The 26,086-nt window shown below is 67.3% G+C and carries 27 protein-coding genes; 8 read left to right on the top strand and 19 right to left on the bottom strand.

Annotation, left to right across the window (positions count from 1 at the left end; genetic code table 11):
• Positions 1 to 52: 52 nt before the first annotated feature.
• From metW to argB, 5 genes are all read right to left on the bottom strand, one after another.
• Positions 53 to 661 carry a methionine biosynthesis protein MetW gene (metW, locus tag HWX25_RS25275; protein ID WP_044847830.1) on the bottom strand — a complete coding sequence of 203 codons (609 nt, stop codon included), beginning with the start codon at positions 659 to 661 and terminating at the stop codon, positions 53 to 55.
• The gene (locus tag HWX25_RS25270) at positions 658 to 1,803 is read right to left on the bottom strand and encodes a homoserine O-acetyltransferase (RefSeq protein ID WP_059534960.1); all 1,146 of its coding nucleotides are present in this window, start codon (positions 1,801 to 1,803) and stop codon (positions 658 to 660) included. The genes metW and HWX25_RS25270 overlap by 4 nt, the downstream gene beginning before the upstream one ends.
• Positions 1,804 to 2,057: 254 nt before the next feature.
• Positions 2,058 to 2,720: a nucleoid occlusion factor SlmA gene (slmA, locus tag HWX25_RS25265; protein WP_059819946.1), complete on the bottom strand. Its 663-nt coding sequence runs from the start codon at positions 2,718 to 2,720 to the stop codon at positions 2,058 to 2,060.
• Positions 2,687 to 3,478: a pyrimidine 5'-nucleotidase gene (locus HWX25_RS25260; protein WP_175911138.1), complete on the bottom strand. Its 792-nt coding sequence runs from the start codon at positions 3,476 to 3,478 to the stop codon at positions 2,687 to 2,689. The genes slmA and HWX25_RS25260 overlap by 34 nt, the downstream gene beginning before the upstream one ends.
• Positions 3,475 to 4,374: an acetylglutamate kinase gene (argB, locus tag HWX25_RS25255; protein ID WP_175911136.1), complete on the bottom strand. Its 900-nt coding sequence runs from the start codon at positions 4,372 to 4,374 to the stop codon at positions 3,475 to 3,477. Before argB ends, HWX25_RS25260 begins: the two co-directional genes overlap by 4 nt.
• A 296-nt stretch (positions 4,375 to 4,670) precedes the next feature.
• On the opposite strand from argB, the gene HWX25_RS25250 reads away from it, so the two are divergent.
• From HWX25_RS25250 to HWX25_RS25240, 3 genes are all read left to right on the top strand, one after another.
• Complete coding sequence (locus HWX25_RS25250; RefSeq protein ID WP_059691929.1) at positions 4,671 to 4,895, top strand: cysteine-rich CWC family protein; 225 nt, start codon at positions 4,671 to 4,673, stop codon at positions 4,893 to 4,895.
• A 112-nt stretch (positions 4,896 to 5,007) separates the two neighbouring features.
• On the top strand, positions 5,008 to 6,414 hold the full coding sequence (locus HWX25_RS25245; protein ID WP_059703134.1) for an ATP-binding protein: 1,407 nt from the start codon (positions 5,008 to 5,010) through the stop codon (positions 6,412 to 6,414).
• Positions 6,415 to 6,427: 13 nt separating this feature from the next.
• A complete protein-coding gene (locus tag HWX25_RS25240) occupies positions 6,428 to 6,970 on the top strand; it encodes a response regulator transcription factor (protein ID WP_044847841.1) in 543 nt (180 codons plus the stop codon).
• Positions 6,971 to 7,054: 84 nt separating this feature from the next.
• Here the strand turns inward: HWX25_RS25240 and hslU are convergent, their stop codons facing one another.
• The 9 genes from hslU to lpxL form a co-directional block, all read right to left on the bottom strand.
• On the bottom strand, positions 7,055 to 8,398 hold the full coding sequence (hslU, locus tag HWX25_RS25235) for an ATP-dependent protease ATPase subunit HslU (protein WP_175911135.1): 1,344 nt from the start codon (positions 8,396 to 8,398) through the stop codon (positions 7,055 to 7,057).
• Positions 8,399 to 8,408: 10 nt separating this feature from the next.
• Positions 8,409 to 8,945 carry an ATP-dependent protease subunit HslV gene (gene hslV, locus HWX25_RS25230; protein ID WP_006760749.1) on the bottom strand — a complete coding sequence of 179 codons (537 nt, stop codon included), beginning with the start codon at positions 8,943 to 8,945 and terminating at the stop codon, positions 8,409 to 8,411.
• Positions 8,946 to 9,182: 237 nt separating this feature from the next.
• On the bottom strand, positions 9,183 to 9,599 hold the full coding sequence (gene dksA, locus HWX25_RS25225; protein ID WP_006477498.1) for an RNA polymerase-binding protein DksA: 417 nt from the start codon (positions 9,597 to 9,599) through the stop codon (positions 9,183 to 9,185).
• 495 nt (positions 9,600 to 10,094) lie between these two features.
• Positions 10,095 to 11,165 (bottom strand): GTP-binding protein, encoded by a 1,071-nt coding sequence (locus tag HWX25_RS25220; RefSeq protein WP_059819945.1) that lies wholly within the window; start codon positions 11,163 to 11,165, stop codon positions 10,095 to 10,097.
• A 198-nt stretch (positions 11,166 to 11,363) separates the two neighbouring features.
• Complete coding sequence (locus tag HWX25_RS25215; RefSeq protein WP_059819944.1) at positions 11,364 to 12,578, bottom strand: class I SAM-dependent rRNA methyltransferase; 1,215 nt, start codon at positions 12,576 to 12,578, stop codon at positions 11,364 to 11,366.
• A 77-nt stretch (positions 12,579 to 12,655) separates the two neighbouring features.
• The gene (xerC, locus tag HWX25_RS25210) at positions 12,656 to 13,576 is read right to left on the bottom strand and encodes a tyrosine recombinase XerC (RefSeq protein ID WP_059534976.1); all 921 of its coding nucleotides are present in this window, start codon (positions 13,574 to 13,576) and stop codon (positions 12,656 to 12,658) included.
• Positions 13,577 to 13,586: 10 nt separating this feature from the next.
• On the bottom strand, positions 13,587 to 14,312 hold the full coding sequence (locus HWX25_RS25205) for a DUF484 family protein (RefSeq protein WP_059534978.1): 726 nt from the start codon (positions 14,310 to 14,312) through the stop codon (positions 13,587 to 13,589).
• A gap of 36 nt (positions 14,313 to 14,348) precedes the next feature.
• Complete coding sequence (gene dapF / locus HWX25_RS25200) at positions 14,349 to 15,218, bottom strand: diaminopimelate epimerase (protein ID WP_175911133.1); 870 nt, start codon at positions 15,216 to 15,218, stop codon at positions 14,349 to 14,351.
• 296 nt (positions 15,219 to 15,514) lie between these two features.
• Entirely contained in the window at positions 15,515 to 16,399 is an 885-nt protein-coding gene (gene lpxL, locus HWX25_RS25195) for a lauroyl acyltransferase LpxL (protein WP_175911132.1), read from the bottom strand.
• A 265-nt stretch (positions 16,400 to 16,664) separates the two neighbouring features.
• Between lpxL and metK the strand changes: the two genes are divergently transcribed.
• Positions 16,665 to 17,852 carry a methionine adenosyltransferase gene (gene metK / locus HWX25_RS25190; protein ID WP_043184698.1) on the top strand — a complete coding sequence of 396 codons (1,188 nt, stop codon included), beginning with the start codon at positions 16,665 to 16,667 and terminating at the stop codon, positions 17,850 to 17,852.
• 119 nt (positions 17,853 to 17,971) lie between these two features.
• Here metK and HWX25_RS25185 read toward each other — a convergent pair whose 3' ends face one another.
• Complete coding sequence (locus tag HWX25_RS25185) at positions 17,972 to 18,313, bottom strand: hypothetical protein (RefSeq protein WP_059819942.1); 342 nt, start codon at positions 18,311 to 18,313, stop codon at positions 17,972 to 17,974.
• Between the two features lie 353 nt (positions 18,314 to 18,666).
• On the opposite strand from HWX25_RS25185, the gene HWX25_RS25180 reads away from it, so the two are divergent.
• Positions 18,667 to 19,440 carry a phytanoyl-CoA dioxygenase family protein gene (locus HWX25_RS25180; RefSeq protein WP_175911130.1) on the top strand — a complete coding sequence of 258 codons (774 nt, stop codon included), beginning with the start codon at positions 18,667 to 18,669 and terminating at the stop codon, positions 19,438 to 19,440.
• 157 nt (positions 19,441 to 19,597) lie between these two features.
• On the opposite strand, the gene HWX25_RS25175 is transcribed toward HWX25_RS25180, so the two are convergent.
• Positions 19,598 to 19,804, bottom strand: a complete 207-nt coding sequence (locus tag HWX25_RS25175) for a DUF3185 family protein (RefSeq protein ID WP_059534988.1) — start codon at positions 19,802 to 19,804, stop codon at positions 19,598 to 19,600.
• A gap of 184 nt (positions 19,805 to 19,988) precedes the next feature.
• Here HWX25_RS25175 and mgrA point away from each other — a divergent pair, with 184 nt between their 5' ends.
• On the top strand, positions 19,989 to 21,032 hold the full coding sequence (gene mgrA / locus HWX25_RS25170; RefSeq protein ID WP_059819940.1) for an L-glyceraldehyde 3-phosphate reductase: 1,044 nt from the start codon (positions 19,989 to 19,991) through the stop codon (positions 21,030 to 21,032).
• Between the two features lie 119 nt (positions 21,033 to 21,151).
• On the opposite strand, the gene HWX25_RS25165 is transcribed toward mgrA, so the two are convergent.
• Both HWX25_RS25165 and HWX25_RS25160 read right to left on the bottom strand, forming a co-directional pair.
• A complete protein-coding gene (locus HWX25_RS25165) occupies positions 21,152 to 21,337 on the bottom strand; it encodes a hypothetical protein (protein ID WP_014895742.1) in 186 nt (61 codons plus the stop codon).
• Between the two features lie 301 nt (positions 21,338 to 21,638).
• The gene (locus HWX25_RS25160) at positions 21,639 to 22,520 is read right to left on the bottom strand and encodes a DMT family transporter (RefSeq protein WP_175911128.1); all 882 of its coding nucleotides are present in this window, start codon (positions 22,518 to 22,520) and stop codon (positions 21,639 to 21,641) included.
• Positions 22,521 to 23,147: 627 nt separating this feature from the next.
• On the opposite strand from HWX25_RS25160, the gene HWX25_RS25155 reads away from it, so the two are divergent.
• Together HWX25_RS25155 and HWX25_RS25150 are read left to right on the top strand one after the other, a co-directional pair.
• On the top strand, positions 23,148 to 23,360 hold the full coding sequence (locus tag HWX25_RS25155; RefSeq protein ID WP_011886311.1) for a hypothetical protein: 213 nt from the start codon (positions 23,148 to 23,150) through the stop codon (positions 23,358 to 23,360).
• A gap of 49 nt (positions 23,361 to 23,409) precedes the next feature.
• A complete protein-coding gene (locus tag HWX25_RS25150) occupies positions 23,410 to 24,441 on the top strand; it encodes a serine/threonine protein kinase (protein WP_175911126.1) in 1,032 nt (343 codons plus the stop codon).
• Between the two features lie 72 nt (positions 24,442 to 24,513).
• Here HWX25_RS25150 and HWX25_RS25145 read toward each other — a convergent pair whose 3' ends face one another.
• Positions 24,514 to 25,956, bottom strand: a complete 1,443-nt coding sequence (locus HWX25_RS25145; RefSeq protein WP_175911124.1) for a coniferyl aldehyde dehydrogenase — start codon at positions 25,954 to 25,956, stop codon at positions 24,514 to 24,516.
• Between the last annotated feature and the right edge of the window lie 130 nt (positions 25,957 to 26,086).

The raw sequence follows: 26,086 nt of genomic DNA, 5'->3' as shown, positions 1-26,086 counted from the left end.
GGGGCGGCCGCACGCGGGTGCCGGCCGGATCATCCGTCAACGGCTCCCCGGCTCAGCTGCGCTTGACGCGGTAGACAGCAAGACTACCACGCCAGTTCGCTCCCCATCGAATCGGCTGGCCTTCGTGCAGCACGATGCGGTCGAGGATCGTGACGCCGACTTCGGGCGCGAGCGCCTCGAAATCCTTGATCGTCAGCACCCGGACGTTCGGCGTGTTGTGCCACTGGTAAGGCAGCGACTTCGACACCGGCATCCGGCCGCGCAGCACCGACAGCCGGTGCGCCCAGTAACCGAAGTTCGGGAACGACACGATGCATTCGCGTCCGACACGCGCGGTTTCGCGGAGGATCGCGGCCGTCTGGTGGATCGTCTGCAGCGTTTGCGACAGGATCGCGAAATCGAAGCTGTGATCCTCGAACAGGCGCAGGCCGTCCTCGAGGTTCTGCTGGATCACGTTGATCCCGTTCTTCGCGCTCGCGAGCACGCCGGCGTCGTTCAGTTCGATCCCGTAGCCGGACACGTCCAGTTCCTCGGACAAAAGCGACAGCAGCGAGCCGTCGCCGCAGCCGAGATCGAGCACGGTCGCGCGCGGTTCGACCCAGCGGGCGATCGCACGGAAGTCCGCGCGTGCGGACAGGGAGTTCAGCGCTTGCTGGTTCATGCACCCACCTCGTTGGCGATTCGTTCGTAATACGCGCGGAGCAGGTTGTGATAGCGCGCGTCGTCGAGCAGGAACGCGTCGTGGCCGTGCGGCGCGTCGATCTCCGCGTAGCTGACCGTGCGCTTGTTGTCGAGCAGCGCCTTCACGATCTCGCGCGAACGCGCGGGGGCGAAGCGCCAGTCGGTCGAGAAGCTCGCGATCAGGTACTTCGCCTGCGTGTGCGCGAGCGCGGCCGTCAGGTTGCCGTCGAACGCCTTCGCCGGGTCGAAGTAGTCGAGCGCGCGCGTGATCAGCAGGTAGGTGTTCGCGTCGAAGTAGTCGGCGAACTTGTCGCCTTGGTAGCGCAGGTACGACTCGACCTCGAATTCGACGTCGAAGCTGAAGTTGTACGCGTCGAGCGCGCCGTCCGCGCGGCGCAGCGCACGGCCGAATTTCTCGGCCATGTCGTCGTCGGAGAGATACGTGATGTGGCCGATCATCCGCGCGACGCGCAGGCCGCGCTTCGGCTTCACGCCGTGCGCGTAGTAGTCGCCGCCGTGGAAATCGGGATCGGACAGGATCGCCGAGCGCGCGACCTCGTTGAACGCGATGTTCTGCGCGGACAGCTTCGGCGTCGATGCGATGTCGATACAGTGGGCGACGCGGTCCGGATACATCAGGCTCCATGCGAGCGCCTGCATCCCGCCGAGGCTGCCGCCCATCACGGCGGCGAAGCGCTCGATGCCGAACGCGTCGGCGACGCGCGCCTGCGCATGCACCCAGTCCTCGACGGTGACGACCGGAAAGCGCGCGCCATACGGCTTGCCGGACGACGGATCGATGCTCATCGGGCCGGTCGAGCCGAAGCACGAGCCGAGGTTGTTCACGCCGATCACGAAGAAGCGGTTGGTGTCGAGCGGCTTGCCTGGGCCGACCATGTTGTCCCACCAGCCGGTGCTGCGCGGGTCGTCCGCATAGATGCCGGCGACGTGGTGCGACGCGTTGAGCGCGTGGCAGACGAGCACCGCGTTCGAGCGCGCGGCGTTGAGCTCGCCGTACGTCTCGACGACGAGCTGATAGTTGCCGATCACGCTGCCGCTTTGCAAGCGCAGCGGTTCGGCGAAGTGCATGGTCTGTGGAGCGACGATGCCGATCGATTCCATTCGTTCCGCCTTATGACTGGGCGGCTAAACGGTGTCGGCGATGCGCGGAGGCGAAGGTGCGCGGCTGACGACCTCTTTAGCCGCATTTATAGTGAACCGCCGGGACGAAGACGCATCAAGGCCCTGGTCGGTTCGCGCGCCCGCAATCGAGTCAGCAAATCGGCGCGCTTCCGACCTGCCGCCAAGGAGGCGGCAGGTCGGAGGAGTATAGCGGAATTCCGCGGAGCGCGGATTTCGCGGGCCGGCTGCCCCGGCTACTGCAGGATCAGCCGCAAATGCGCATCGGCCTGTTCGCCGGGCGGCCTCTGGAACCCGCCTTTCGCGAACCGGTGCCACTTGCCGATCACGTAGCTGACGAGCAGGCTCGCGCGCGCGGCCGGATCGTAATCGGCCGGCAGCACGAACGGCGCGGCGCCATCGGGCGCCTGCGCCTCGGTACGCGCGACCCGCAGGCACTGCTTGACGGTCGCCTCGATCCGGTCGAGCAGCTGGTTCACGCGCTCGGTGAGCCGCTCGTCCTCGCCGACCAGCGCCTCGCCCGTCAGCACGCGCGTCATGCCCGGATTCTTCGCGGCGAAATTGAGCATCGTCAGCGCGATCGTGCGCGCCTGCTGCACGCCGTTCGGCTCCTTTGCGACGATCTGGTTGACCAGCCCGAACAGCGCCTGCTCGATGAACTCGATCAGGCCTTCGTACATCTTCGCCTTGCTGGTGAAATGCCGGTACAGCGCGGCTTCCGACACGTCGAGGCGGGCTGCGAGCGCAGCCGTCGTGATTTTTTCGGGCTTCGGCGCCTCGAGCATCGCGGCGAGCGTCTGCAGGATCATCACGCGGCGCTCGCCCGGCTTCGGGCGCGCGCGGGACGGTGTGGCCTGGTCTTCCGTTACGGCTTGGTCCTGCGGGTAAGTCGGCTGCATTTCTGTCGCCCCGATCGTGTGCCCAGTCGGAGCGATTTTAACGAACGAATGCGCTGGTCGACATATTGGGGGCGGCCGATGTTCGGCAGATGGCCCGGCAGGTGCCCGGTGATCCACACCGTGCCGATGCCGAGGCGCTTGTAGCGCTTCAGGTGGCTGCGGGTATCTTCGACGAGGATCGCGTCTTCGAACCGCGCATGCGCGGCGCGCAAAATCCGGCGCAGCATCGTGTGGTCGGGCTTCGCGCGCCATGTGCGACGGTCGCGCATGTGCTCGATCGCGATCACGCGCTCGAACAGCCGCTCGATGCGCAACTCGCGCAGCACCGCGCGCGCGTAGTTCTCGGGCGCGTTGGTCAGCACGAACTTGCGGCCCGGCAGCGCGGCGACGATGCGCGCGAGGCCGCGCTCGGCGCGCAGCATCGCGGGCAGGTCGGAAAACGTGTGGACGACGCGCAGGAAGTCGTGCGGATCGATCGGGTGATGGCGCGCGAGGCCGAGGAGCGCGGCGCCGTAGCGCTGCGTGTAGCCGGTGCGCAGTCGGTCGGCTTCGGCACGCCCGACGTGGAGCGTGTCGACGATGTACTGCGTCATCGCGCGATTGATCTCCGGAAAGATCGCGTGCGATGCGTGATGGAGCGTGTTGTCGAGATCGAACAGCCAGACGGGCGCGCCGGCGCGCGGCCGGCTGCGGGAGATGCGCCGGCGTCGCAGCGACGCCGGCAGGTCCGGGCCGGTGGTTTTGCGGCGCGCGCTCAATGCGAGCGGATCATCGTGCCGAACGGCTGCTCGGTCAGGATTTCGAGCAGCACCGAGTGCTCGATGCGGCCGTCGACGATGTGCACCGACTTCACGCCGCTCTTCGCGGCGTCGAGCGCCGACGAGATCTTCGGCAGCATGCCGCCCGAGATCGTGCCGTCCGCGAACAGCGCGTCGATCTCGCGCGCCGACAGGTCGGTCAGCAGGTTGCCGTCCTTGTCCATCACGCCGGGGATGTTGGTCATCATCAGCAGCTTCTCGGCGTTCAGCACCGTCGCGAGCTTGCCCGCGACGAGGTCCGCGTTGATGTTGTACGACAGGCCGTCCTCGCCGAAACCGATCGGCGAGATCACCGGGATGAACGCGTCGTCCTGCAGCGCCCTCACGACCGCCGGGTTGATCGCCTCGACTTCGCCGACCTGGCCGATGTCGATGTACTGGCCGGGGTTGTCGCGGTCAGGCATCAGCAGCTTGCGTGCGTGGATCAGGCCGCCGTCCTTGCCCGTCAGGCCCACCGCATGGCCGCCGAAGTGATTGATCAGCATCACGATGTCCTGCTGGACTTCGCCGCCCAGCACCCATTCGACGACTTCCATCGTCTCTTCGTCGGTCACGCGCATGCCCTGGATGAAGGTGCCGGCCTTGCCGATCTTCTTCAGCGCGTGATCGATCTGCGGACCGCCGCCGTGGACGATCACCGGATTGATGCCGACCAGTTTCAGCAGGATCACGTCGCGCGCGAAGCCTTGCTTGAGCCGCTCTTCCGTCATCGCGTTGCCGCCGTATTTGATCACCACGGTCTTGCCGTGGTAACGGCGGATGTACGGCAGCGCCTCGGCGAGGATTTCTGCCTTCAGCGTGGGGGCGATCTGCGAGAGGTCGATGGGCTCGGACATGGCGGCGGCTCTGGCTGGGAACGGTTGAAACAGGGCGAATTGTACAGGAGTGGCGCAGCGCAGCATCGGGTTTTTGGGCTGGCGTGACGGCCGATCTCGCGGGCCGGTCGCCACGCGCGGCGGCCCGCCGGCCATGGTGCCGGACCCCGCGCGGGGCCCCGCGGCGGCGGCGTGGACAGCGCGATTCGACCCGCGTTGGCGGCCCGCATCGGCCGATCGGCCGACGTGCAAAATCCGCCCGCCGCGCTATGCTTGTCGCGTAGGGTGACGTTCATGCCCGCTTCCGCGTTTCCGCCATGACCGATACCGCCGCCGACGCCCGTTCGACTCCGCGCCGTGCGCGCTGCCCGCACTGCGGGCGCGGCTTCGACTGCGGCGCCCGCACGCAGCCGTTCGACTGCTGGTGCGCGTCGATGCCGACCCTGTCCGGCGGCGCGCCGCCGGCGCCCGGTACGCGCTGCCGCTGCCCGGAGTGCCTCGCCGACGAGATCGCCCAGCGTATGGCACGCGCGGCCGGCTGACGGCGCAGGCCCGTGCAATCCGGCTCGACGCCGGCTCGCCCGGTGCTCCGTCCGTCCTCACTGATCCGGCCCCCGGTAGAGGTGCCGGGCGCTAAACGGGTAAACTGCTCGGATGCAACGAATTACCACCACCGGGCGCGTCAACCTCAGTCACCTGTTCTGGCTGCGCAATCTCGCGATCATCGGCCAGCTCGTGACGATCGGCGTCGTGCAGACCTATTTCGGCGTGCATCTGCCGTTGCCGGCGATGCTGATGGTCATCGCGCTCGAAATCGTTTTCAACGCGCTGACCTGGGTGCGTGTGCTGCGCGCGCGGCCCGAGACCAATTTCGAACTGCTCGGCCAGCTGTGGGTCGACCTCGGCGCGTTGTCGGCGCTGCTGTTCCTGTCGGGCGGCACGACCAACCCGTTCGTGTCGCTGTACCTGCCGTCGCTTGCGATCGCGGCGGCCGTGCTGCCGTGGCACCTGATGATCTGGCTCGCGGCGTTCGCGGTCGCGTGCTACGCGGCGCTCGGCTTCGATTCGGTGCCGCTCAACATGGACAATCCGGCGAACCTGTTCGACTACTACCGCACGGGGATGTGGGCGAACTTCATGGTCAGCGTCGGCCTGATCGCATGGTTCGTCGCGCGCATGTCGAACGCGTTGCGCCAGCGCGATGCGGCACTCGGCGAAGCGCAGGCGCACCTGCTGCGCGACGAGCGGGCGGTCGCGCTCGGCGTGCAGGCCGCCACCGTCGCGCACGAGATGGGTACGCCGCTGTCGACGATCGCGATGCTCGCGGAGGAACTGCGCGACGCGGCCCGCGCCGATCCGGGGCTCGCGCGCTACGAGGCCGACCTGAAGGTGCTGGAAGAACAGATGACGCTCTGCACGTCGGCGCTCGCGCGCCTGCGCAGCCGGGCGAGCGCGCCGGCGAGCCGCCAGCCGGTGGACGACTGGCTCGACACGTTCGTCGAGCACTGGCGCCTGCGGCATCCGCACGTGCAGTTCGAACTACTCGGCGCGCGCCCGTCGGGCGTCGGGCTCGACGACACCGTCGCGGCCGGCCAGATCCTGACGATCCTGCTCGACAACGCCGCGCGGGCGAGCCCGCACCGCGTGACGCTGGCCGCGAAGCTCGCGCACCACGAGCGGGCTGCGGACCAGATCGAATTCGAGGTATGCGACGACGGCCCCGGCATTCCGGCCGCGTTGCGCGAATCGCTCGGCTCGATGCCGGTCGACAGCACGCAGGGCGGGCACGGGGTCGGCCTGTATCTTGCGTTCAGCGCGGCCGTGCGTCTCGGCGGCGAGATCGAGCTGTCCGATGTCACGCCGCGCGCGACGGGCGGCAACGGGCGCGCCGGTGGCGGCGCGAACGGGCACGCGGCAGCTGCGTCGGGCCAGCGCGCGACCGAACGAGCGGCGACCCCGCCGGACGGCCGCCCGGCCGGCACCCCCGGCCGCGGCACGCGCGCGGTGCTGCGCCTGCCGGTGGCGCGTATCGCGGTGCCGGCCGCCTCAACCAACACGTAGACGGAGAAACCACATGAGCGAGAACAATTTCCTGGTGATCGACGACAACGAGGTGTTCGCGGGCACGCTCGCGCGCGGCCTCGAGCGCCGCGGCTACGCGGTCCAGCAGGCGCACGACAAGGAGGCGGCGCTGCGGCTGGCGGCCGGCGGCAAGTTCCAGTTCATCACCGTCGACCTGCATCTCGGCGACGATTCGGGCCTGAGCCTGATCGCGCCGCTGTGCGACCTGCAGCCCGACGCGCGGATCCTCGTGCTGACCGGCTACGCGAGCATCGCGACCGCCGTGCAGGCGGTGAAGGAAGGTGCCGACAACTATCTGGCGAAGCCGGCGAACATCGAGTCGATCCTGGCCGCGCTGCAGACCAACGCGAGCGAAGTGCAGGCCGACGAGGCGCTGGAGAATCCGGTCGTGCTGTCGGTCGACCGGCTCGAATGGGAGCACATCCAGCGCGTGCTGGCGGAGAACAACAACAACATTTCGGCGACCGCGCGCGCGCTGAACATGCACCGCCGCACGCTGCAGCGCAAGCTCGCGAAGAAGCCGGTGCGGCAGTAAAGGGGCGCGGCGGCATCGGCCGGACGCACCAACGAAAACGGGCGGCCCGCCGGGCCGCCCGTTTTGCATTCGACGCCGCGCGCGTTACAGCACGTAGCGCGACAGGTCTTCGTCCTGCGACACTTCGCCGAGCGCGCGATCGACGTACTTCGCGTCGATCGTCACGCGCTCGCCGGCGTGATTGCCGGCCGAGAACGACACTTCCTCGAGCAGCTTCTCGATCACCGTGTACAACCGGCGCGCACCGATGTTCTCGGTCTTCTCGTTGACCGCGTACGCGATCTCGGCGAGGCGGCGGATGCCGTCTTCGGCGAACTCGAGCTGCACGTCTTCGGTGGCGAGCAGCGCCTGGTACTGCTTGACGAGGCTCGCGTCGGTCGCGACGAGGATCGCCTCGAAATCCTTCACCGACAGCGAGTCGAGCTCCACGCGGATCGGAAAGCGGCCCTGCAGTTCGGGAATCAGGTCGCTCGGCTTCGCGAGATGGAACGCGCCGCTCGCGATGAACAGGATGTGATCGGTCTTCACCATCCCGTACTTCGTGTTGACCGTCGTGCCCTCGACGAGCGGCAGCAGGTCGCGCTGCACGCCCTGGCGCGACACTTCGCCGCCGCTGCCTTCGTTGTTGCGCGACGTGATCTTGTCGATCTCGTCGAGGAACACGATGCCGTTCTGCTCGACGTTTTGCACGGCCTTCGTCTTCACTTCCTCGTCGTTGAGCATCTTCGCCGCTTCCTCGTCGGTCAGCAGCTTCAGCGCTTCCTTGATCTTCACCTTGCGGCGCTGCTTCTTGCCGCTGCCGAGGTTCGAGAACATCGAGCGGATCTGCTCGGTCATCTCTTCCATCCCCGGCGGCGCCATGATGTCCATGCCGGCCGACGGCTGCTCGAGGTCGAGCTCGACTTCCTTGTCGTCGAGCTGGCCTTCGCGCAGGCGCTTGCGGAAGGTCTGGCGCGTCGCGTTGTTGTCGTCGTTCGCGTTATCCGCGTTGCTGCCGAAGCCCACCGCGCGCGGTTGCGGCAGCAGGATGTCGAGGATGCGGTCTTCCGCCTGGTCGGTCGCCTTGCTGCGCACCTTGCGCATCTCGGATTCACGCGTCTGCTTGACCGAGATCTCGATCAGGTCGCGCACGATGCTGTCGACGTCGCGGCCGACGTAACCGACTTCGGTGAACTTGGTCGCTTCGATCTTGATGAACGGCGCGTCGGCGAGCTTCGCGAGGCGGCGCGCGATTTCGGTCTTGCCGACGCCCGTCGGCCCGATCATCAAAATGTTCTTCGGCGTGATTTCCTGGCGCAGCGGGTCGGCGACCTGCTGGCGGCGCCAGCGGTTGCGCAGCGCGACGGCCACCGCTTTCTTCGCGTTGTCCTGGCCGATGATGTGCTTGTCGAGTTCCGAGACGATCTCGGCAGGGGTCATGGTGCTCATGGTGCGGTCCTTACTCGATCGTTTCGATGATGCGGTTGTGGTTCGTGTAGATGCACATGTCGCCGGCGATCTCGAGCGATTTCTCGACGATCTCGCGCGGGGACAGCTCGGTGTTCTCCGCGAGCGCGCGGGCCGCGGCCTGCGCATAGGCGCCGCCCGAGCCGATCGCGCAGATGCCGCCTTCCGGGTCGAGCACGTCGCCGTTGCCGGTGATCACGAGCGTGGTGGTCGCATCGGCCGTGATCAGCATCGCCTCGAGGCGGCGCAGCATCCGGTCGGTGCGCCAGTCCTTCGCGAGCTCGACGGCCGCGCGGGTCAGGTTGCCCTGGTGCTTCTCGAGCTTCGCCTCGAAGCGATCGAGCAGCGAGAACGCATCGGCGGTGCCGCCCGCGAATCCGACCAGAACCTGGTTGTTGTAGATCCGCCGCACTTTCCGCGCGCCACCCTTCATGACGATGTTGCCGAGGGTTACCTGGCCGTCGCCGCCGAGCGCGACCTTGTCGCCGCGCCGGACCGAAACGATGGTCGTGCCGTGAAATTGCTCCATCTGCGTTCCTTGAGAAAAACGGGGAAGAGTCGGGCGGCGCGGGGCGCCGCCGCTTGAATCGCAGTGCGCCGGGGAGCGGCCCGGCGCGCGTCCGTTTCATTTTAGGGCGGGCGCCGGGATATCAAGAGGGGGAGGCAAATCGGCCGGTGGGCCGGGAACCGGTGCCGGAAAAACAAAAAGCGCGCGGCAGGCCGCGCGCTTCCGGGAAGCAGCGTGTCGGAGCGGAACGCCGCTCGATCAGTCGCCGAACAGCTTCTGGCGCAGCTCGCGGCGCTCTTGCGCCTCGAGCGACAGCGTGGCCGTCGGGCGCGCGAGCAGGCGCGGGATGCCGATCGGCTCGCCGGTTTCCTCGCACCAGCCGTAATCGCCGGAATCGATGCGGGCGAGCGACTGCTGAACCTTCTTGAGGAGCTTGCGTTCGCGATCGCGCGTGCGCAGCTCGAGCGCGTGCTCTTCCTCGATCGTCGCGCGGTCGGCGGGATCGGGGACGATCACCGTCTCGCGCAGGTTCTCGGTCGTCTGGCCTGCGTTCTTGAGGATGTCCGCCTGCAACTGTTCGAGCCGATTTTTGAAGAAGGCGAGCTGATCCTCATTCATGTAATCCTTGTCGCTCATCTTCAGGATTTCGGCTTCGGTCAAGAGTTTCTTCGTCATCTGCTTGCTTCTTCAATGTGCGGCAAATCAGGAGATAGTGCCTGCACTTTGGGATTACCCGCAACTGCGCTTGCAATCATTTGCGATTTGCCGCCGCGGGGCCGAAAGCCTCTGGAAAACCGGTTCTCAAATACCAGGATAGGCCTGGCGCGGAGTTGCGCGCGCTGCGAACCGGTGTGCTGCGCGGCACATTGCATCGGCCGCGGCCGAGAGGCGGATTGGCGATCCGGCGCGGTTGCGATGCCCGGAAAACTGGTTCAGCAAGAACCGGGCCTGTTTGTTGCCGTACTCCAGCGGGCACGTATTGTAACTGAATCGCAAGCGGGCGCCGTATCGGGTCGATCCCCGTCGGCTGCGCCAATATCTAGAAAATATAACGCGCAAATCGCGAAAAAGCGATGACGGCGAAACCCTGCCCGGAAAAGGCACCGCGCAAGCGCCGCGGCCGCCCCGGAAGGCGGCAGCATGGAAGGCGCGCAACGCCGGCCCGAAGGCTCAGGCGAGGCAGGCGTCGAGGCCGTCGGTGATCAGGTCCTGCGGCAAGTCGACGCCGATGAACACCATCTTGTTGGTCTTCTTCTCGACCGGCAGCCACTTCGCGGCGAGGTCGCTGCCCATCATCTGGTGCACGCCCTGGAACACGACCTTGCGGTCGACGCCCTTCATGTACAGCACGCCCTTGTAGCGCAGCATCCGTTCGCCGTAGATCTGCAGGATGCCGCCGAGGAAGTCTTCCAGCTTGTTCGGGTCGAACGGGCGGTCGTTGCGATACACGAACGACTTGATCTTGTCGTCGTGATGCGCGTGGTGGTGGCCGTGGTCGTGATCGTGCGCGCATTGACCGTGATCGTGGTCGCAATGCGCGTGATCGTGATCATGGTCGTGATCGTGGTGATGGTGCGCGTGGTCGTCCTCGGCGAGGAAGTCCGGGTCGATCTCGAGCTTCGCGTTCAGGTTGAAGCCGCGCAGATCGAAGATTTCCTTGATGTCGGCATCGCCGAAGTTCACGATCTTGATCGTCGCCTTCGGGTTCATGTGCATCAGACGGTGCTTGAGCGCCGCGACCGTCTGGTCGTCGACCAGGTCCGACTTCGTGACGAACAGGCGATCGGCGAAGCCGACCTGGCGCTGCACCACTTCGTGTTCGTCGAGCTGCGCGTCCGCATGCTTCGCGTCGACCAGCGTGATGACCGCGTCGAGCAGGAAATCGTCGGCGATCTCGCTGTCGATGAAGAAGGTTTGCGCGACGGGGCCCGGGTTCGCGAGGCCGGTCGTCTCGATCACGATGCGGTCGAAGTCGAGCTTGCCTTCGCGCTTCTTCGCGGCCAGATCGCCGAGCGCGCGCGCGAGGTCGCCGCGGATCGTGCAGCAGATGCAGCCGTTGCTCATCTGGATGATCTGCTCGTTCGTATCCTGGACGAGGATCTCGTTGTCGATGTTCTCTTCGCCGAACTCGTTCTCGATCACGGCGATCTTCATGCCGTGCTGTTCGTTCAGGATGCGCTTGAGCAGCGTCGTCTTGCCGCTGCCGAGGAAGCCGGTGAGGATGGTGACGGGAGTGGCCATGTCGGTCGCCTGTGGTTCGTGAATCGGGGTCAAAACCAGGATGTGTGCGTCGCGCCGTCGACTCGCGAGCCGGGGCGCACAACCATCCATTGAAACATACCTGTCAAGCCCTCGCCCGTCGTCCGGACGACAGGCTCGAGCGCGGAGCCGCCAGCGGGGCGGGCCGGCGGACGCGGGTGTGCGCGTAGATCGGGGCGGTCAGACGATTTGCAACAGCAGGCCCTTCAGATATTCGCCTTCCGGGAACGCGGCGAGCAGCGGATGATCGACGCCCGCGCCGAGCCGCTTCAGGATCCGCGCGTCGACCTTCGCGTCGGCGGCCGCGCCCGCGACGATCTTCTGGAACAGGTCCATGTCGATCGCGCCCGAGCACGAATACGTGAACAGCAGGCCGCCCGGGCGCAGCAGCCTGAAGCCGCTCAGGTTGATGTCCTTGTAGGCGCGTGATGCACGGTCGACGCTGTCGCGGGTCGGCGCGAACTTCGGCGGATCGAGCACGATCAGGTCGAAGCGCTCGCCTTCGTCGACGAGGCGGCGCAGCGTCTTGAACGCGTCCGCGTCGAGCCAGGTCGCGCGCCCGGCATCGAAGCCGTTCGCGACGACGTTCTGCTGCGCGAGCGCGAGCGCGTCTCCCGACGAGTCGATCGACACGACACGGTTCGCGCCGCCCTTGAGCGCCGCGAGCGAGAAGCCGCCCGTGTAGCAGAAGCAGTTGAGCACGTCGCGGCCGGCTGCGTATTGCGCGACGAGCGCGCGGTTGTCGCGCTGGTCGACGTAGAAGCCTGTCTTGTGGCCGTTCGGCACGTCGACGTGATAACGCACGCCGTTTTCGTTCGCGATCAGCGTCGCGGGCGGCGCGTCGCCGGCGAGCACGCCGGTCGTCTGCGCGAGCCCTTCCTTGTCGCGGATCGACACGTCCGAGCGTTCGTACACGTTCGGGCAGCCGGTCGCGCCGCTGAGCGCCGCGACGATCGCGTCCTTCCACGCCTCGACGCCCGCGGCCATGAACTGGCACACGAGCTGGCCGCGCGGCGCGGCGCCCGGCTCGGCCGTGTCCGCGACGTAGTAGTCGACGATCAGCCCCGGCAGCCCGTCGGCTTCGCCGAACACGAGCCGCACCGCACCCGTGCCCGACACCATCGTCGTGCGGTGCGCGACCGCGCGCTGCACGCGGCGCTTGAAGAACGCGTGATCGATCGGCTCGTTCTCGTCGAAGCTCCACACGCGCACGCGGATCTGCGACTGCGGGCTGTACGCGCCGCGCGCGAGGAAGCGGCCGTCGTGCGCGCGCACGATCACGGTCGCGCCGGGCGCGGGCGTGCCGTCGACGCGGTCGATCGCATTGGCATAGATCCACGGATGCCGGCGCAGCAGCGATTTTTCCTTGGACGGTCTGAGTGTGACGGTTTGCATGATCGGATCGAAAGGGGCCGCGGACGGCGCCGGCCGTGGCCGGCCGCCATGCGCGGCGGGGAGGGCGGGGGCGCGCGTCAGTCGCGCTTCTTCGCGCGCGGATGTGCGCTGTCGTAAATTTTCGCGAGATGCTGGAAGTCGAGCGACGTGTAGACCTGCGTCGCGGCGACGCTCGCGTGGCCCAGCAGTTCCTGCACCGCGCGCAGGTCGCCGCTCGACTGCAGCACGTGCGTCGCGAACGAATGGCGCAGCACGTGCGGGTGGACGTTGGCGGGGATGCCCGCTGCCAGCGCCGCGCGCTTCACGCGGTCGCGCACGACGCCCGGCGCCATCCGGTTGCCGCGCACGGACACGAACAGCGGATGCGGATCGTGCTTCACGAATTCGCCGCGCACCGCGAGCCACGCGTTCAGCGCCTCGATCGCCTTGCGGCCGACCGGCACCTTGCGTTCCTTGTTGCCCTTGCCGCGCACGGTGACTTCGGCTTCGGCGAGATCGAGCCAGCCGGCCGAGCGGTAGCCGTCCGCCTGCGTGTACATGACGTCGAGGCCGACCAGTTCGGCGAGGCGCAGCCCGGACGAATAGAACAGCTCGAGGATCGCGTGATCGCGGATGCCTTCGGTCGTGCCGGCGAGTGGCGCGTCCATCAGTGCCGATGCGTCGTCGACCGACAGCGCCTTCGGCAGGGTCTTCGGTCGCTTCGGCGCACGCACCGCGGCGACGGGGTTCGCGGGCATCTCGATGCGCTGCGCGAGCCAGCGGTAGAACGCACGCCATGCGGACAGCCGGTGCGCGATCGAGCGCGCGGACAGCCCGCCCGCATGCGCGCGCGCGACCGCGCCGCGCATGTCGGCGGCCGTCAGCGCGTCGAGCGGGCGGCCGGCGGCGAGCTTCTTCAGTTCGTCGAGTTCGTGCGTGTATGCGCGCAGCGTGTGTTCCGACAGCTGCCTGACGTGCTTCAGGTTCGACAGGTAGGCGGCGATCGGATCGTCGGTCATGGGAGCGGGATCAGTGCGGCAGCAGGCGCGTGAGCGCGGCGCTCGCGAGCGTCGCGATCTGCGCGAGGAAGTCGGTCGCCATCCCGTCGTGGAAGCGGCGCGGATCGGGCGAGCCGAGCACCAGCAGGCCGAATGCGGGGGCGTCGGTGCCGCCGAGCGGCGCGCGCAGCGCGAGCAGCGCGACCGACGTGGCCGCGCCGTCGCCGGCCGGCGCGGCTTCAGCGCCTTCCGCCGCATTCACGGCCGGCGCCGCGAGCGCGGGCGCGAGCCACTGGGCGGCTTCGAATCCGGTGTTCGCGCCGCAGTACGGCGTCGACAGCCCGTTCGTGAACAGGCGCACTTCCTCGCCGACCTGGCGCGCGAAATCGGCTTGCGCGTAAGTGTCGGCGACGTCCCACACGCGCAGCGCGGTCTGCGGCACGTCGAACACGTCGGCGATGCCTTCGGCGATCGTGCGCGGCAGCGCGTACGGGTCGCGTTCCGCGATCACGCGCGCGGTCCAGCGGCTGAATTTCGCGGACAGGCTGTCGTTTTCGTGGCCGTAGCGCACGAGCTCGGCGAGCCGGCGCTCGAGATGCTTGTTCTTGTCGCGCAGCATCTCCATCTGCCGCTCCTGCAGCGAGATCGCGGCCTTGCCGTGCGGGTTCGCGAGACGGATCGTCGCGAGCAGTTCCGCGTGTTGCGCGAAGAATTCGGGATTGGCGAGCAGGTAGTCGGCGACTTCGCGATCGTTCATGTGGCTGGAGCGTTCAGTTATCAGGACGTTGAAGGGTCAGACGTTCAGGTCGATCTCGCCTTCGAACACGGTCGCGGCGGGCCCGGCCATCATCAGCGCGGCGGTTTCGTCGCGCGCGCCGTCCCAGCTGATCGTCAGCGTGCCGCCGTGCGTGTGCACGGTCACCGGCGAATCGAGCAGGCCGCGCCGGATGCCGGCCGCCACCGCCGCGCACGCACCGGTGCCGCACGCGAGCGTCTCGCCCGCGCCGCGCTCGTACACGCGCAGCTTCACTTCGTTGCGCGACACGATCTGCATGAAACCGGCATTCACGCGCTGCGGGAAGCGGGCGTGAAGCTCGATCAACGGGCCTTCGTCGAGCACCGGATACGCTTCGGCGTCGTCGACGACCTGCACCGCGTGCGGGTTGCCCATCGACACCGTCGAGATCCAGCGCGTGTGGCCGCCGACGTCGAGCGGCCACAGCGTGTCGTTGCCTTCGGTCCGGCCATCGAGCCCCGAGGCGTCGAACGGCACCTGCGCCGGCGCGAACACGGGCGCGCCCATGTCGACGACGACTTCGCCGTCGTCCTGCATGGTCAGCGTGATCAGGCCCTTCATCACCTGCACGCGCACGCTGCGCTTGTCGGTCAGGCCGCGGTCGCTGACGAACTTCACGAAGCAGCGCGCGCCGTTGCCGCAGTGTTCGACTTCGCCGCCGTCGCAATTGAAGATCCGGTACTTGAAGTCCGCGCCGTCGACGGTCGGTTTCTCGACGAGCAGCAACTGGTCGGCGCCGATGCCGAAGTGTCGATTGGCGAGCGCGCGCACCTGCGCCTCGGTGAGCGGCGGCAGCGCGCGCGAATAGCCGTCGAGCACGACGAAGTCGTTACCCGCGCCGTGCATTTTGGTGAACGAGAGTTTCACTGGGTCCGGAATTCCATGGCGAACAGGGCGGTCGGCACGGCGGACGCGGCGTGCCGCCAGGGCGGGCGGCGTCGTTCGTCGTGCTGATCTCAACCGCAAATGATACATGCAGCCGACAGGGGCGTCCTGCGCGGGCGGGGCGTCATTCGGATGGCCGGGCGAGGAAAACGGCGGGAGGGCGGATCCGTGGCTCGCGCAGCAGTCGGCCCACGATTTTCTGGCAGGCGCGCGCGAAAGGCGCGCCGAAGGCGGCACGGGTGCAGGCGCGCATCTGACGGCGCGCCCGCGGGTTCGGCTCAGTAGAGGCTCGGCTCGCCCGGCGGGCGCGTCTTGAAGCGCTTGTGCACCCAGTAATACTGCTCCGGCATCAGCGGAATCTGCTCCTCGAGGAATTCGTTCATCCGCCGCGCGTCGAGATCGTCGTCGCCGGTCGGGTAGTTGTCCCACGGCTTGAACACCTTCAGCCGGTATCCCTTGTAGTTCGGCAGCACCTCGCCGATGAACGGCACGACCTGCGCGCGGCCCGTCTTCGCGAGCCGGCCCACGGCCGTCAACGTGCACGCCGGCACGCCGAAGAAGGGTACGAACGTCGAATTGCGCAGGCCATAGTCCATGTCGGCGCCGAGCATCACCGGCTTGCGGTCGCGCAGCCAGCGCAGCACGACACGCGCGCTGTCCGCGCGGCCGACCATCTCGGCGTCGAAACGCCCGCGGGCCTGCTTCGCCTCTTTCTCGAGCACGGCATTCGAGAACGGCTGGTACAGCGACCCGCAGCGGCGCTGCAGCGAACGGTTCAGCCAGATCGAGCCGGCTTCGATGCCGACGAAATGCAGGCCCAGGAACAGCGTCGGGGGCAGATCCGGATCGGTGAGATCGACCGCGCTGTCGACCTGGATCAGCTTCGCGAGCTTGCGCTCGGAGCCGAACCACTGGACGCTGCGCTCGACGTAGCTGCGGATCGCGTGGCGGAAGTGCTGGCCCGCCACTTCCTCGCGCCGTTCGTCGCTCCAGTCGGGGAAGCAGAGTTTCAGATTGGTATGTACGATGCGCTTTCGCCGGCTGGGAATCTGGTACAGCAGCCAGCCGAGGCCGTCGCCGAACCGTGCGGTCAAGCCGTACGGCAGCAGGGCGAGCAGCTTCAGCAAGCCGATGGCGAGGTGCGTGCCGAGGCGGCCTAGCATGCGGAATCTCCGTGGGGCCGGCTGGCCGGCACGTTGCGAACAGGGGGGTAGGACAGCGGACGATGCAGCACGGGTGGCGCTCTGTGACAATTCACGAAAGCCGCTATAATACGGGCTTCGCCGAGTTAACTGACAACTTGCGGGGCGAAGCCGGCTGGCGCGAAGCGCGCTGCCCGGTCCTGGTAATCCGCTAAAGCGTCGCCGCTTCAGGCCCAACGAAGCTGGCTACGTGAAACCAACCGTAACCACACAGGAGCCTGAAAAAGTGGCAAACGATTATCTCTTCACGTCCGAATCCGTCTCCGAAGGCCATCCGGACAAGGTCGCGGACCAAATCTCGGACGCGATTCTCGACGCCATCCTCGAGCAGGACAAATATTCGCGCGTTGCAGCCGAAACGCTGTGCAACACGGGTCTCGTCGTTCTGGCCGGTGAAATCACCACGACGGCCAACATCGACTACATCCAGATCGCGCGCGACACCATCAAGCGCATCGGCTACGACAACACCGACTACGGCATCGACTACAAGGGTTGCGCGGTGCTCGTCGCGTACGACAAGCAGTCGCCGGACATCGCGCAGGGCGTCGACCGTGCGCATGACGACAACCTCGATCAAGGCGCGGGCGACCAGGGCCTGATGTTCGGTTACGCATGCGACGAAACGCCGGAACTGATGCCGCTGCCGATCCACCTGTCGCACCGTCTCGTCGAGCGCCAGGCGAGCCTGCGCCGCGACGGCCGCCTGCAGTGGCTGCGCCCGGACGCGAAGTCGCAGGTGACGATCCGCTACGTCGACGGCAAGCCCGATTCGATCGACACCGTCGTGCTGTCGACGCAGCACGCACCGGACATCGAACTGCCGGCGCTGCGCGAAGCCGTGATCGAGGAAATCATCAAGCCGACGCTGCCGGCCGACCTGATCAAGGGCGACATCAAGTTCCTGGTGAACCCGACCGGCCGGTTCGTGATCGGCGGCCCGCAGGGCGACTGCGGCCTGACGGGCCGCAAGATCATCGTCGATACCTACGGCGGTGCCGCACCGCACGGCGGCGGCGCGTTCTCGGGCAAGGATCCGTCGAAGGTCGACCGTTCGGCAGCGTATGCCGGCCGTTACGTCGCGAAGAACATCGTCGCGGCAGGCCTCGCATCGCGCGCGCTGATCCAGGTATCGTACGCGATCGGCGTTGCCGAGCCGACCTCGGTGATGGTCAACACGTTCGGCACGGGCCGCGTGTCGGATGCGGTGATCACGAAGCTCGTGCGCGAGCATTTCGACCTGCGTCCGAAGGGCATCATCAAGATGCTCGACCTGCTGCGCCCGATCTACGAGAAGACGGCAGCTTACGGCCACTTCGGCCGCGAAGAGCCGGAATTCTCGTGGGAAGCGACCGACAAGGCGCTCGCACTGGCCGAAGCGGCCGGCGTGGAGCCGACGGCACGCGTCGCGTAAGCGTCGTCCGCTCGAAACGAAAAACCCCGGCATGCCGGGGTTTTTTTTATGCCTGTCGATCGCCGTCGGAATGACGGCGTCGCGGCGATCGTGGCGGGCGGCTGCCCGCCGGCGCGGCTTCAGCGTGCGCTGAAGCCGAACCAGCCGTTGCTGGCCGCGAGGCGGCGCGGGCGGTTGATGCGGCGCTGCGGGCCCAATGTGCGGCGCAGCGCGAGCGCGCGCAGCGACGACGGTTTCTGCAGCAGCGAGCGCAGGCCGGCGCGGCGTGCGAACGCCTGCGCGCTCATCATCGAGAAGAACGCGTGGAACCAGGCACGGATGCCGTCCAGCCGGCTGTGCGCGTGCGTGTGCTCGGCGAGCGCCTGCGTGCGTGCGCGATGATGGCGCAGCGGGCGGGCGGGAGCGGACGGCGCGACGCGTTTCGCAGTGCGGTTGAGACGGGAAGTCAGACGGAATGGCATGTGAACGATGCTTCGCTTGTATGAATGGCGCCCTTGAAAAGCGCACTGGTATGAACGGCCTCGGAAGGCGCAACGGATCTTAACGAAAGTCGTTGCGCGCCGCGCCCGCCAGAATTGACAGGCCGCGACAGGCTACAAGGGATTCATGACGTGCAAAAGTCGCGATAAACCCTTGTGCCGCAAGCGTGTGGCTGCATACCGCCTGTCGCTGAGGCTCGCGCCGCGCCGCACAGTTCCCTTGCGCCAGATCAAATCGGCGATTGGCATGCCCCTGCGTACGACAATGGCGCTGTTCGCGGCATCCGGCGCCGATTTACAATCGTCACATTCACACGATAAACGTCTGGCATCCCATGTCGTCTTCATTGCAGTCGGAATCGATCCGCGCGCAAGTCGCGGAATTGCGCGAACGCGGCTTCGTCGTCGCGCGCGGCCTCGTCGACGAGGCGCAGTGTGCGGCGCTCAAGCAAATCGCGGTGCGCCAGTTGCAGGAAGCGGCGGAGCCGATCGAGTTCGAGGCGGATTTGCGCTACCCGGGCGCGCCCGAATCGAAGCATGCGCCGGGCGGGCATACGGTGCGGCGGCTGCTGGATGCCTATACGCGCGATCCGGCGTTCGCCGCGCGCGCGATCGCGCCCGAAATCGGCGCGTGGATGCGCGAGTACTTCGGCGAACAGCCGGTGCTGTCGCGCGCGCATCACAACTGCATGATGACGAAGCACCCCGCGTACGGCAGTCTGACGGGCTGGCATCGCGACTTCCGCTACTGGTCGTTCGAACGCGCGGACATGGTGTCGGTGTGGCTCGCGCTCGGTCCGGAAACGAATGAAAACGGTGCGCTCTGGCTGGTGCCGGGTTCGCATACAGCCGAATTCGGGCCGGAAGCGTTCGACGACGCGAAGTTCTTCCGCAGCGACCTACCGGAAAACCGCAAGATGATCGACGCGGCAACCTGCCCGTCGCTCCAGACGGGCGACGTCGTGTTCTTCCACTGCAACACGCTGCATTCCGCGGGGCAGAACCGCTCCGACCAGGTGAAGTTCTCGCTCGTCTATACGTACCACGGCGTGAGCAACCGGCCGATGCCGGGCACGCGTTCGGCGGCGAAGCCGGAAGTGCAGTTCTAACGGCGGTTCGGGCGGCGGCGCAGCCGCGCCGGTTGTCCGATGCGGCGCTGCGGCCGCGCGGGCGGATGAACAAACGGGCGGCCTGGGCCGCCCGTTGCGTTTCGTGCAGCCCGCTCGTGCGATGCGGGCCGCCGGCGTGCGTCGCGCAGCCGCGCGATCAGCGCTTGTTGCCCGGCATCGCGAGGCCGATCAGGCCGATCAGCGATGCGACGGCGCCGCCGGCGATCAGCAGGATCGTCTTCGTGGCGGGTGAGCCGGTGAAGAAGCGCGACACGTTGTCGTTGATCGAATGGAACGACTGGCCGCCGAAATACAGCAGCACGACGCCGCCGACGAGCAGCGCAACCGAGATGACCCGGGACATACCAACCTCGCTGTAACGGTGATTCGAGACGCCGCAGTGTAGGCGACGCACGCGGTCGCGTCCATGGCCGTGCGCGCTTCGGCCACGTTCGATACCATAACCGTCGTACGTTTCCCTCGCCGCCGGCGCGCGATGTTCGCGCGCGGCGCGCGTCCCATCCCCGACGTCTTCACGGAACCGACTCATGGCCTACGAAGCAGCTTCCGAACGTTATGCCGACATGCAATACCGCACCTGCGGCAAATCCGGGCTCAAACTGCCCGCCCTGTCGCTCGGCCTGTGGCACAACTTTGGCGACTCGACGCCGATCGCGACGCAGCGCGACATCCTGCGCACCGCGTTCGACCTCGGCATCAATCACTTCGACCTCGCGAACAACTACGGGCCGCCGTACGGCAGCGCCGAAACCAACTTCGGCCGGCTGCTGAAGGAAGATTTCCGGCCATACCGTGACGAGCTGCTGATCTCGACGAAGGCCGGCTGGGACATGTGGCCGGGGCCGTACGGCAGCGGCGGCGGGTCGCGCAAGTACGTGCTCGCGAGCCTCGACCAGAGCCTGCAGCGGATGGGGCTCGACTACGTCGACATCTTCTATTCGCACCGCTTCGACGCGCACACGCCGCTCGAGGAAACCGCCGGCGCACTCGCATCGGCCGTGCAGCAGGGCAAGGCGCTGTACATCGGCATTTCGTCGTACTCGGCCGCGAAGACGCGCGAGATGGCCGAACTGCTCGCGCAATACAAGGTGCCGCTGCTGATCCACCAGCCGTCGTACAACATGCTGAACCGCTGGGTCGAGCAGGATCTGCTCGGCACGCTCGACGACATCGGCACGGGCAGCATCGCGTTCACGCCGCTCGCGCAGGGGCTGCTGACGTCGAAATACCTGAACGGCGTGCCGGCCGATGCGCGCGTGAACAAGCCGGGCGGCGGCTCGCTGAAGCAGGATCACCTGAGCGCGGACAACCTCGAGCACGTGCGCAAGCTCAACGGCATCGCGGAGCGGCGCGGGCAGAGCCTCGCGCAGATGGCGCTCGCATGGGTGTTGCGCAATGGCCGCGTGACGTCCGCGCTGATCGGCGCGAGCCGTGCGGAGCAGGTGCGTGAAAACGTCGGCGCGCTGAAGAATCTCGAATTCTCGGCCGACGAACTCGCGGAGATCGATCGCTACGCGACCGAGGGCGGCATCAATCTGTGGGAAAAACCGTCAACCGATCAGGCAATCTGATCGGCATCAAGGAAAGTCGATACGGGATGCGAATCATTGCATGCCGTATCGCTGTGCACGCACACAAGCGGTTACGTCGCCGCGATGCGGCGGCGTGACCGGCGCACGCCAACGCGTCGCTAGAGCAGCGCGGGCAGGCCTTCGACGAGCAATACCGCCACGCCGACGCCGAGGATGACGCCGAGCACGCGCAGCAGGTTGTGACGGAATTCGGTTGCGCACGGCACCGCGCCGAGAAATAGCGCGCCGGCCAGCGCCATCGGAATCAACAGGATGAAGTCGCCGATCGTGAAGTAGGTCGTCATGCGTGTCTCCATAGCCGGCTGGAACAGGCGCACACGCGTCTTCCAGCCCCATGCCGGGCATTTCTCGTATTGGGCCGACCCCATTGCGAACGGGGCCGGCAGTTCGAGTATAGGCAACCTCGCTGCGTTTTTCGCTATCCGAACCATTAAAAGTATGCGGAAAACCCCGGGGATTCCGCACTTTTCCGGTAAGTCGGACGAATGCCTTGCACCATTCTTTCCCGCTCCTTTCGGTTCGCGCTGAAACGTCAGACATGTTCGATACGGGCCGGCGCACCCGCAGGCGCGGCGGCCCGTCCGTCTACGCGCGATCGGGTTGCGCGCGAACGGCCGGCGTGCGGAACACGAGCGCGAGCCCCGCGACGATCGCGCCCATGCCGGCGAGCGCGAGCGGTTCAGGCCGGTTGCCGAGCCAGACCGCGTCCATCAGCGTGGTGACGACGGGCACGAGATAGAACAGGCTCGTCACGTTGACGAGATCGCCGCGTTGCATCAACCGGTAGAACAGCAACTGCGCGATCACCGAGATCACGATGCCGAGCCACAGCAGCGGGACGATGAACGCCCAGCCGACCTCGACCGAGATCGGCCGGAACGGCAGGATCGCCACGCACAGCGCGAGGCCGATCGCGTTCTGCAGCGGCAACACGTCGGCGGGCGCCGCGCGCACGCGCTTTTGCAGCAGCGAGCCGGCGGTCAGCGCGACGAGCGCCGTGAGCGCGCAGGCGACGCTTATGATCGGCAGGCCCGCACCGCCCACGCCGCGGCACACGACGAGCGCGAGACCGGCCAGCGACAGCCCGAGCCCCGCGACGCGCATCGGTTGCCAGCGCCGCTCGACGATCGCGAGCGTGAGGATCGGCTGCACGCCGAGGATCGTCGCCAGCACGCCCGGTGCGATCCCGCGCTCGAGCGCGAGAAGATAGAAGATCGAATAGCCGCCCATCATCAGCAGGCCGGTCAGCGCGGCCATGCGCCGCTCGCCGCGCGGCGGCAGCCAGCGTCCGCGCATGACGGCCGGCACGAGCAGCACGAGTGACGCGAGCGCGAAGCGTGCGGTGAGAAAGGCGAACGCGGATGCGTGACGCAGACCGAGTTCAGCGAAGATCGCGCCGCTGCTCCACAGCAAGACGAAGAGCGACGTTACGCCATGCGCGGCGAGCGCGCGTTTGAACGAAACCATGTGAATCCACCTGTCGAACGGATCGAAACGTTCCACGTCGCGCGCGCGGGAACGCGCCGTGCGTCATGGCGCACGAACGGCCCCAAACGGGCGAAGGGAAAACGGAAACCGAAAGCCGGCTGGTCAGCCGACGCGTGCCGCCGGCGGGGGCGGCGCGGCGCCGACGAACGGCGGTGCGACAGGAGGAGGGAGGACCGACGGATGCGCGCACGCCTGCGGCCGCGAGTCGAACTGCGGCCGGGAATTTGCGAGAGCGGACGTGAGCGGTTGCATCGTGTCGAAATGCGCTTGAACGCGAATGAACGTCAAAGGTAACGCAGGGCGGCCGCCTGATGCAACCACGGCCGGCGGGAGGCCGGTGCCGTGCGTGTGGCCGGATTCGGCGGACGGTCACATTCGACAGGGTATGATGGGGGTATCCGCCCGTGCAAGCGCACGCGCGGCGCAGTGGTTGATTGGAGACATTCGACGAATTCGCGGCACTTCGCCTGCTTCTTCTTCTTTTCGCGCTTCGATAAACCGTGAACAATGGGATCACGCGCAACACCCCGACGAGGGCGGCGCGGATCGTGCATTTGCCGGCTCGCCAGCGAGCCGGGTTTCAAGTTTCAAGAGTGGGGAACCATCATGCATGTCGGGTCGATTGTCTGCACTACCCATATCGCGGTGCCCAAGGGCGCGCGCGGCATCGTTCAGCGTGTTCTGGGCGACATGGCCATGGTGACCTGGTACGCGGGCGTGCCGGGCGAGTCGAAGGAACTCAACACCGAGCCGTTCTTTCTCGAGGACCTGATCGACACCGGCGAATCCGTGCTGCCGGCCGGCGCCGCGATCCACTGAGCGCGCGTGCCGCACCGGACGCTCGTGTTTCGGCGCGGCTGACGGCACAATGCGGGGCATGAAAGACGTCACTTCCGCCCCCGCAGCTCCCGCCGGCCCGCCGTTCGCCGGCCTCACGCCCGAGTGCGTGCTCGACGCGCTCGACAGCGTGCTGATGCCGACCGGGCTGCGCACCGACGGGCGCCTGCTCGCCCTCAACAGCTACGAAAACCGCGTCTACCAGGTCGGCATCGAGGACGGCCCGCCCGTCGTCGCGAAGTTCTACCGGCCCGCGCGCTGGTCGGACGAAGCGATCCTGGAAGAGCACGCGTTCGTCGCCGAACTCGCCGCGCGCGAGATTCCGGCGGTGCCCGCGCGCGTTATCGACGGCCGCACGCTGCACGCGTTCGACGGCTTCCGCTTCTCGATCTTCGAGCGGCGCGGCGGCCGCGCGCCCGACCTCGACCGCAGCGACACGCTCGAATGGCTCGGCCGCTTCATCGGCCGGATTCACGCGGTCGGCGCGACGCAGCCGTATGTCGCGCGTCCCGTGCTCGACATCCGCACGTTCGGCTACGAGCCGCGCGACTATCTGCTCGCGCACGATTTCATTCCTGACGACGTACGGCCCGCCTACGAGACGGCGGTGACGCTCGCGCTGGAAGGCGTCGAGGCCGCGTTCGAGCGGGCGGGCGAGATCCGTCTGCTGCGCACGCATGGCGACTGTCATCCGAGCAACGTGCTATGGACCGATGCGGGCCCGCATTTCGTCGACTTCGACGACAGCCGGATGGCGCCCGCGGTCCAGGATCTGTGGCTGCTGCTGCCCGGCGATCGCGAAGGCGCGTCGCGCGCGCTCGCGGATTTGCTCGCCGGTTATGAGGACTTCTGCGAATTCGAGCCGCGTGAACTGCATCTGGTCGAAGCGCTGCGCACGCTGCGCTTGATCCACTACGCGGCATGGCTCGCACGCCGCTGGGACGATCCGGCGTTTCCGGCCGCGTTCCCGTGGTTCAACACGCATCGCTATTGGGAAGCACGCGTGCTCGAACTGCGCGAGCAGATCGGCGCGATGCAGGAAGGGCCGCTCTGGCCCGTGTGACGGCGCGCGCGGCAACGTCGCCGCGCGACATGTTCGGGCGGACCGACGCGCAACGCGCGTGGCCCGCGCCGCTCAGAACTTCAACATCATCCGGATCACCGCGGCGAAGCGCTTGCCGTAAGGCGGCGCGATCAGCCCGCGGGTATTCAGGCGCGCCTGCGTGAGCACGGGCTTCATCTTCGAGAACGTCACGAAGCCGTCGTAGCCGTGATACGCGCCCATCCCGCTCGCGCCGACGCCGCCGAACGGCAAACTGCCGCACGCGATGTGCAGCAACGCATCGTTGACCGTCACGCCGCCGGAGATCGTTTCGCGCATCACGCGGTCGACCGTGCCGCCATCCTCATCGAACAGATACAGCGCGAGCGGTCGCGGGCGCGCGTTCACGTACGCGATCGCTTCGTCGAGCCGCTCGTACGGCACGAGCGGCAGCAGCGGCCCGAAGATCTCCTCCTGCATCAGCTGCGACGCGGCCGGCACGTGCGTGACCGCGCACGGCACGAAGCGGCGCGACGCGGGATCGGACGGCGCGTCCGATAGCGGATGCAGTTGCGCGCCGGCGGCCTGCGCGTCGGTCGCGAGCTGTTGCAGCCGGGCGTAATGGCGCGGCGACACGATCGTCGTGTAGTCGCCGTTGGTCGACAGGTCCGGATACAGCTTCGCGAAGCGCGCGCGTGCACGCTCGATGAACGCGGCTTCCATTCCGCGCGGCAGCAGCACGTAGTCGGGCGCGATGCAGGTCTGGCCCGCGTTCAGCGTCTTGCCGCCGATGATCGCGTCGACGGCCGCGTCGAAGCGTGCATTCGGGCCGACGATGGCCGGCGACTTGCCGCCGAGCTCGAGCGTGACCGGGGTGAGATTGTCGGCCGCGGCGCGCATCACGTGGCGGCCGACGTGCGTCGAGCCGGTGAACAGCAGATGATCGAACGGCAGCGCGCTGAACGCGGCGCCGACCTCCGCATCGCCGTTCACGACGGCGACGTGGTCGCGCGAGAAGGCCTTCGCGATCAGCTGTTCGAACAGCGCCGACGTGCGCGGCGTCAGTTCGGACATCTTGACGATCGCGCGGTTGCCGGCCGCGAGCGCGCAGATCAGCGGGCCGGCCGCGAGCAGGATCGGATAGTTCCACGGTACGACGATGCCGACCACGCCGAGCGGCTGCGGCAGCACCTTCGCGCGCGCCGGCCTCAGCCACTTGTTCATCGGCCTGCGGATCGGCTTCATCCAGCGCTTGCCGTGCCTGAGCGCGTCGTCGATCTCTTCCTTCGCCATCCAGATTTCCGACAGCAGCACTTCCTGCTTCGCGCGATGCCCGAAGTCGGCACTGATCGCATCGGCGAGCGCATCGGCGTGATCGATCAGCATCGTGCGCAGCGCGCGCAGGTGCTGCGCGCGGGTGTCCCACTCCGGGTACGGCGCGCGCAGGTAGGCCGCGCGCTGGTCGCGCAGCAGCGACGTCAAGGCATCGACCGACGGCAGCGCTTGCGGGGCCAGTTCGGGCAAATCGTTCTTCATGTCGTCTATATGAACGCGTCCCGTTTGCAACAGTTCTCGTGTGTTCCGACTGACAGGATGGGCTGCAGCTCTATATCCGGCCTTGTTGCAGCCAATACCGCCGCTGCGGGCCCCTATGAAATCTGCTGAC

The sequence above is a fragment of the Burkholderia sp. BCC1640 genome, assembly GCF_902833125.1.
Classification (GTDB): Bacteria; Pseudomonadota; Gammaproteobacteria; order Burkholderiales; family Burkholderiaceae; genus Burkholderia; species Burkholderia diffusa.
The sequence above is the reverse complement of the archived record's forward strand: the minus strand, read 5'-3'. Positions and strand labels throughout refer to the sequence as shown.

Excerpts from the sequence above, each read along its gene's own strand:
- HWX25_RS25145 (WP_175911124.1), bottom strand. The coding sequence starts at position 25,956 with ATGAAGAACGATTTGCCCGAACTGGCCCCGCAAGCGCTGCCGTCGGTC.
- dksA (WP_006477498.1), bottom strand. The coding sequence starts at position 9,599 with ATGACGAAGAAACTCTTGACCGAAGCCGAAATCCTGAAGATGAGCGAC.
- HWX25_RS25155 (WP_011886311.1), top strand. The coding sequence starts at position 23,148 with ATGCATGTCGGGTCGATTGTCTGCACTACCCATATCGCGGTGCCCAAG.
- metW (WP_044847830.1), bottom strand. The coding sequence starts at position 661 with ATGAACCAGCAAGCGCTGAACTCCCTGTCCGCACGCGCGGACTTCCGT.
- argB (WP_175911136.1), bottom strand. The coding sequence starts at position 4,374 with ATGTCCGAGCCCATCGACCTCTCGCAGATCGCCCCCACGCTGAAGGCA.
- HWX25_RS25240 (WP_044847841.1), top strand. The coding sequence starts at position 6,428 with ATGAGCGAGAACAATTTCCTGGTGATCGACGACAACGAGGTGTTCGCG.
- HWX25_RS25220 (WP_059819945.1), bottom strand. The coding sequence starts at position 11,165 with ATGGCCACTCCCGTCACCATCCTCACCGGCTTCCTCGGCAGCGGCAAG.
- mgrA (WP_059819940.1), top strand. The coding sequence starts at position 19,989 with ATGGCCTACGAAGCAGCTTCCGAACGTTATGCCGACATGCAATACCGC.
- hslU (WP_175911135.1), bottom strand. The coding sequence starts at position 8,398 with ATGAGCACCATGACCCCTGCCGAGATCGTCTCGGAACTCGACAAGCAC.
- HWX25_RS25270 (WP_059534960.1), bottom strand. The coding sequence starts at position 1,803 with ATGGAATCGATCGGCATCGTCGCTCCACAGACCATGCACTTCGCCGAA.
- lpxL (WP_175911132.1), bottom strand. The coding sequence starts at position 16,399 with ATGCTAGGCCGCCTCGGCACGCACCTCGCCATCGGCTTGCTGAAGCTG.
- hslV (WP_006760749.1), bottom strand. The coding sequence starts at position 8,945 with ATGGAGCAATTTCACGGCACGACCATCGTTTCGGTCCGGCGCGGCGAC.
- HWX25_RS25215 (WP_059819944.1), bottom strand. The coding sequence starts at position 12,578 with ATGCAAACCGTCACACTCAGACCGTCCAAGGAAAAATCGCTGCTGCGC.
- HWX25_RS25250 (WP_059691929.1), top strand. The coding sequence starts at position 4,671 with ATGACCGATACCGCCGCCGACGCCCGTTCGACTCCGCGCCGTGCGCGC.
- slmA (WP_059819946.1), bottom strand. The coding sequence starts at position 2,720 with ATGCAGCCGACTTACCCGCAGGACCAAGCCGTAACGGAAGACCAGGCC.
- HWX25_RS25165 (WP_014895742.1), bottom strand. The coding sequence starts at position 21,337 with ATGACGACCTACTTCACGATCGGCGACTTCATCCTGTTGATTCCGATG.
- HWX25_RS25245 (WP_059703134.1), top strand. The coding sequence starts at position 5,008 with ATGCAACGAATTACCACCACCGGGCGCGTCAACCTCAGTCACCTGTTC.
- HWX25_RS25180 (WP_175911130.1), top strand. The coding sequence starts at position 18,667 with ATGTCGTCTTCATTGCAGTCGGAATCGATCCGCGCGCAAGTCGCGGAA.
- HWX25_RS25185 (WP_059819942.1), bottom strand. The coding sequence starts at position 18,313 with ATGCCATTCCGTCTGACTTCCCGTCTCAACCGCACTGCGAAACGCGTC.
- HWX25_RS25175 (WP_059534988.1), bottom strand. The coding sequence starts at position 19,804 with ATGTCCCGGGTCATCTCGGTTGCGCTGCTCGTCGGCGGCGTCGTGCTG.
- HWX25_RS25205 (WP_059534978.1), bottom strand. The coding sequence starts at position 14,312 with ATGAACGATCGCGAAGTCGCCGACTACCTGCTCGCCAATCCCGAATTC.
- xerC (WP_059534976.1), bottom strand. The coding sequence starts at position 13,576 with ATGACCGACGATCCGATCGCCGCCTACCTGTCGAACCTGAAGCACGTC.
- HWX25_RS25150 (WP_175911126.1), top strand. The coding sequence starts at position 23,410 with ATGCGGGGCATGAAAGACGTCACTTCCGCCCCCGCAGCTCCCGCCGGC.
- HWX25_RS25160 (WP_175911128.1), bottom strand. The coding sequence starts at position 22,520 with ATGGTTTCGTTCAAACGCGCGCTCGCCGCGCATGGCGTAACGTCGCTC.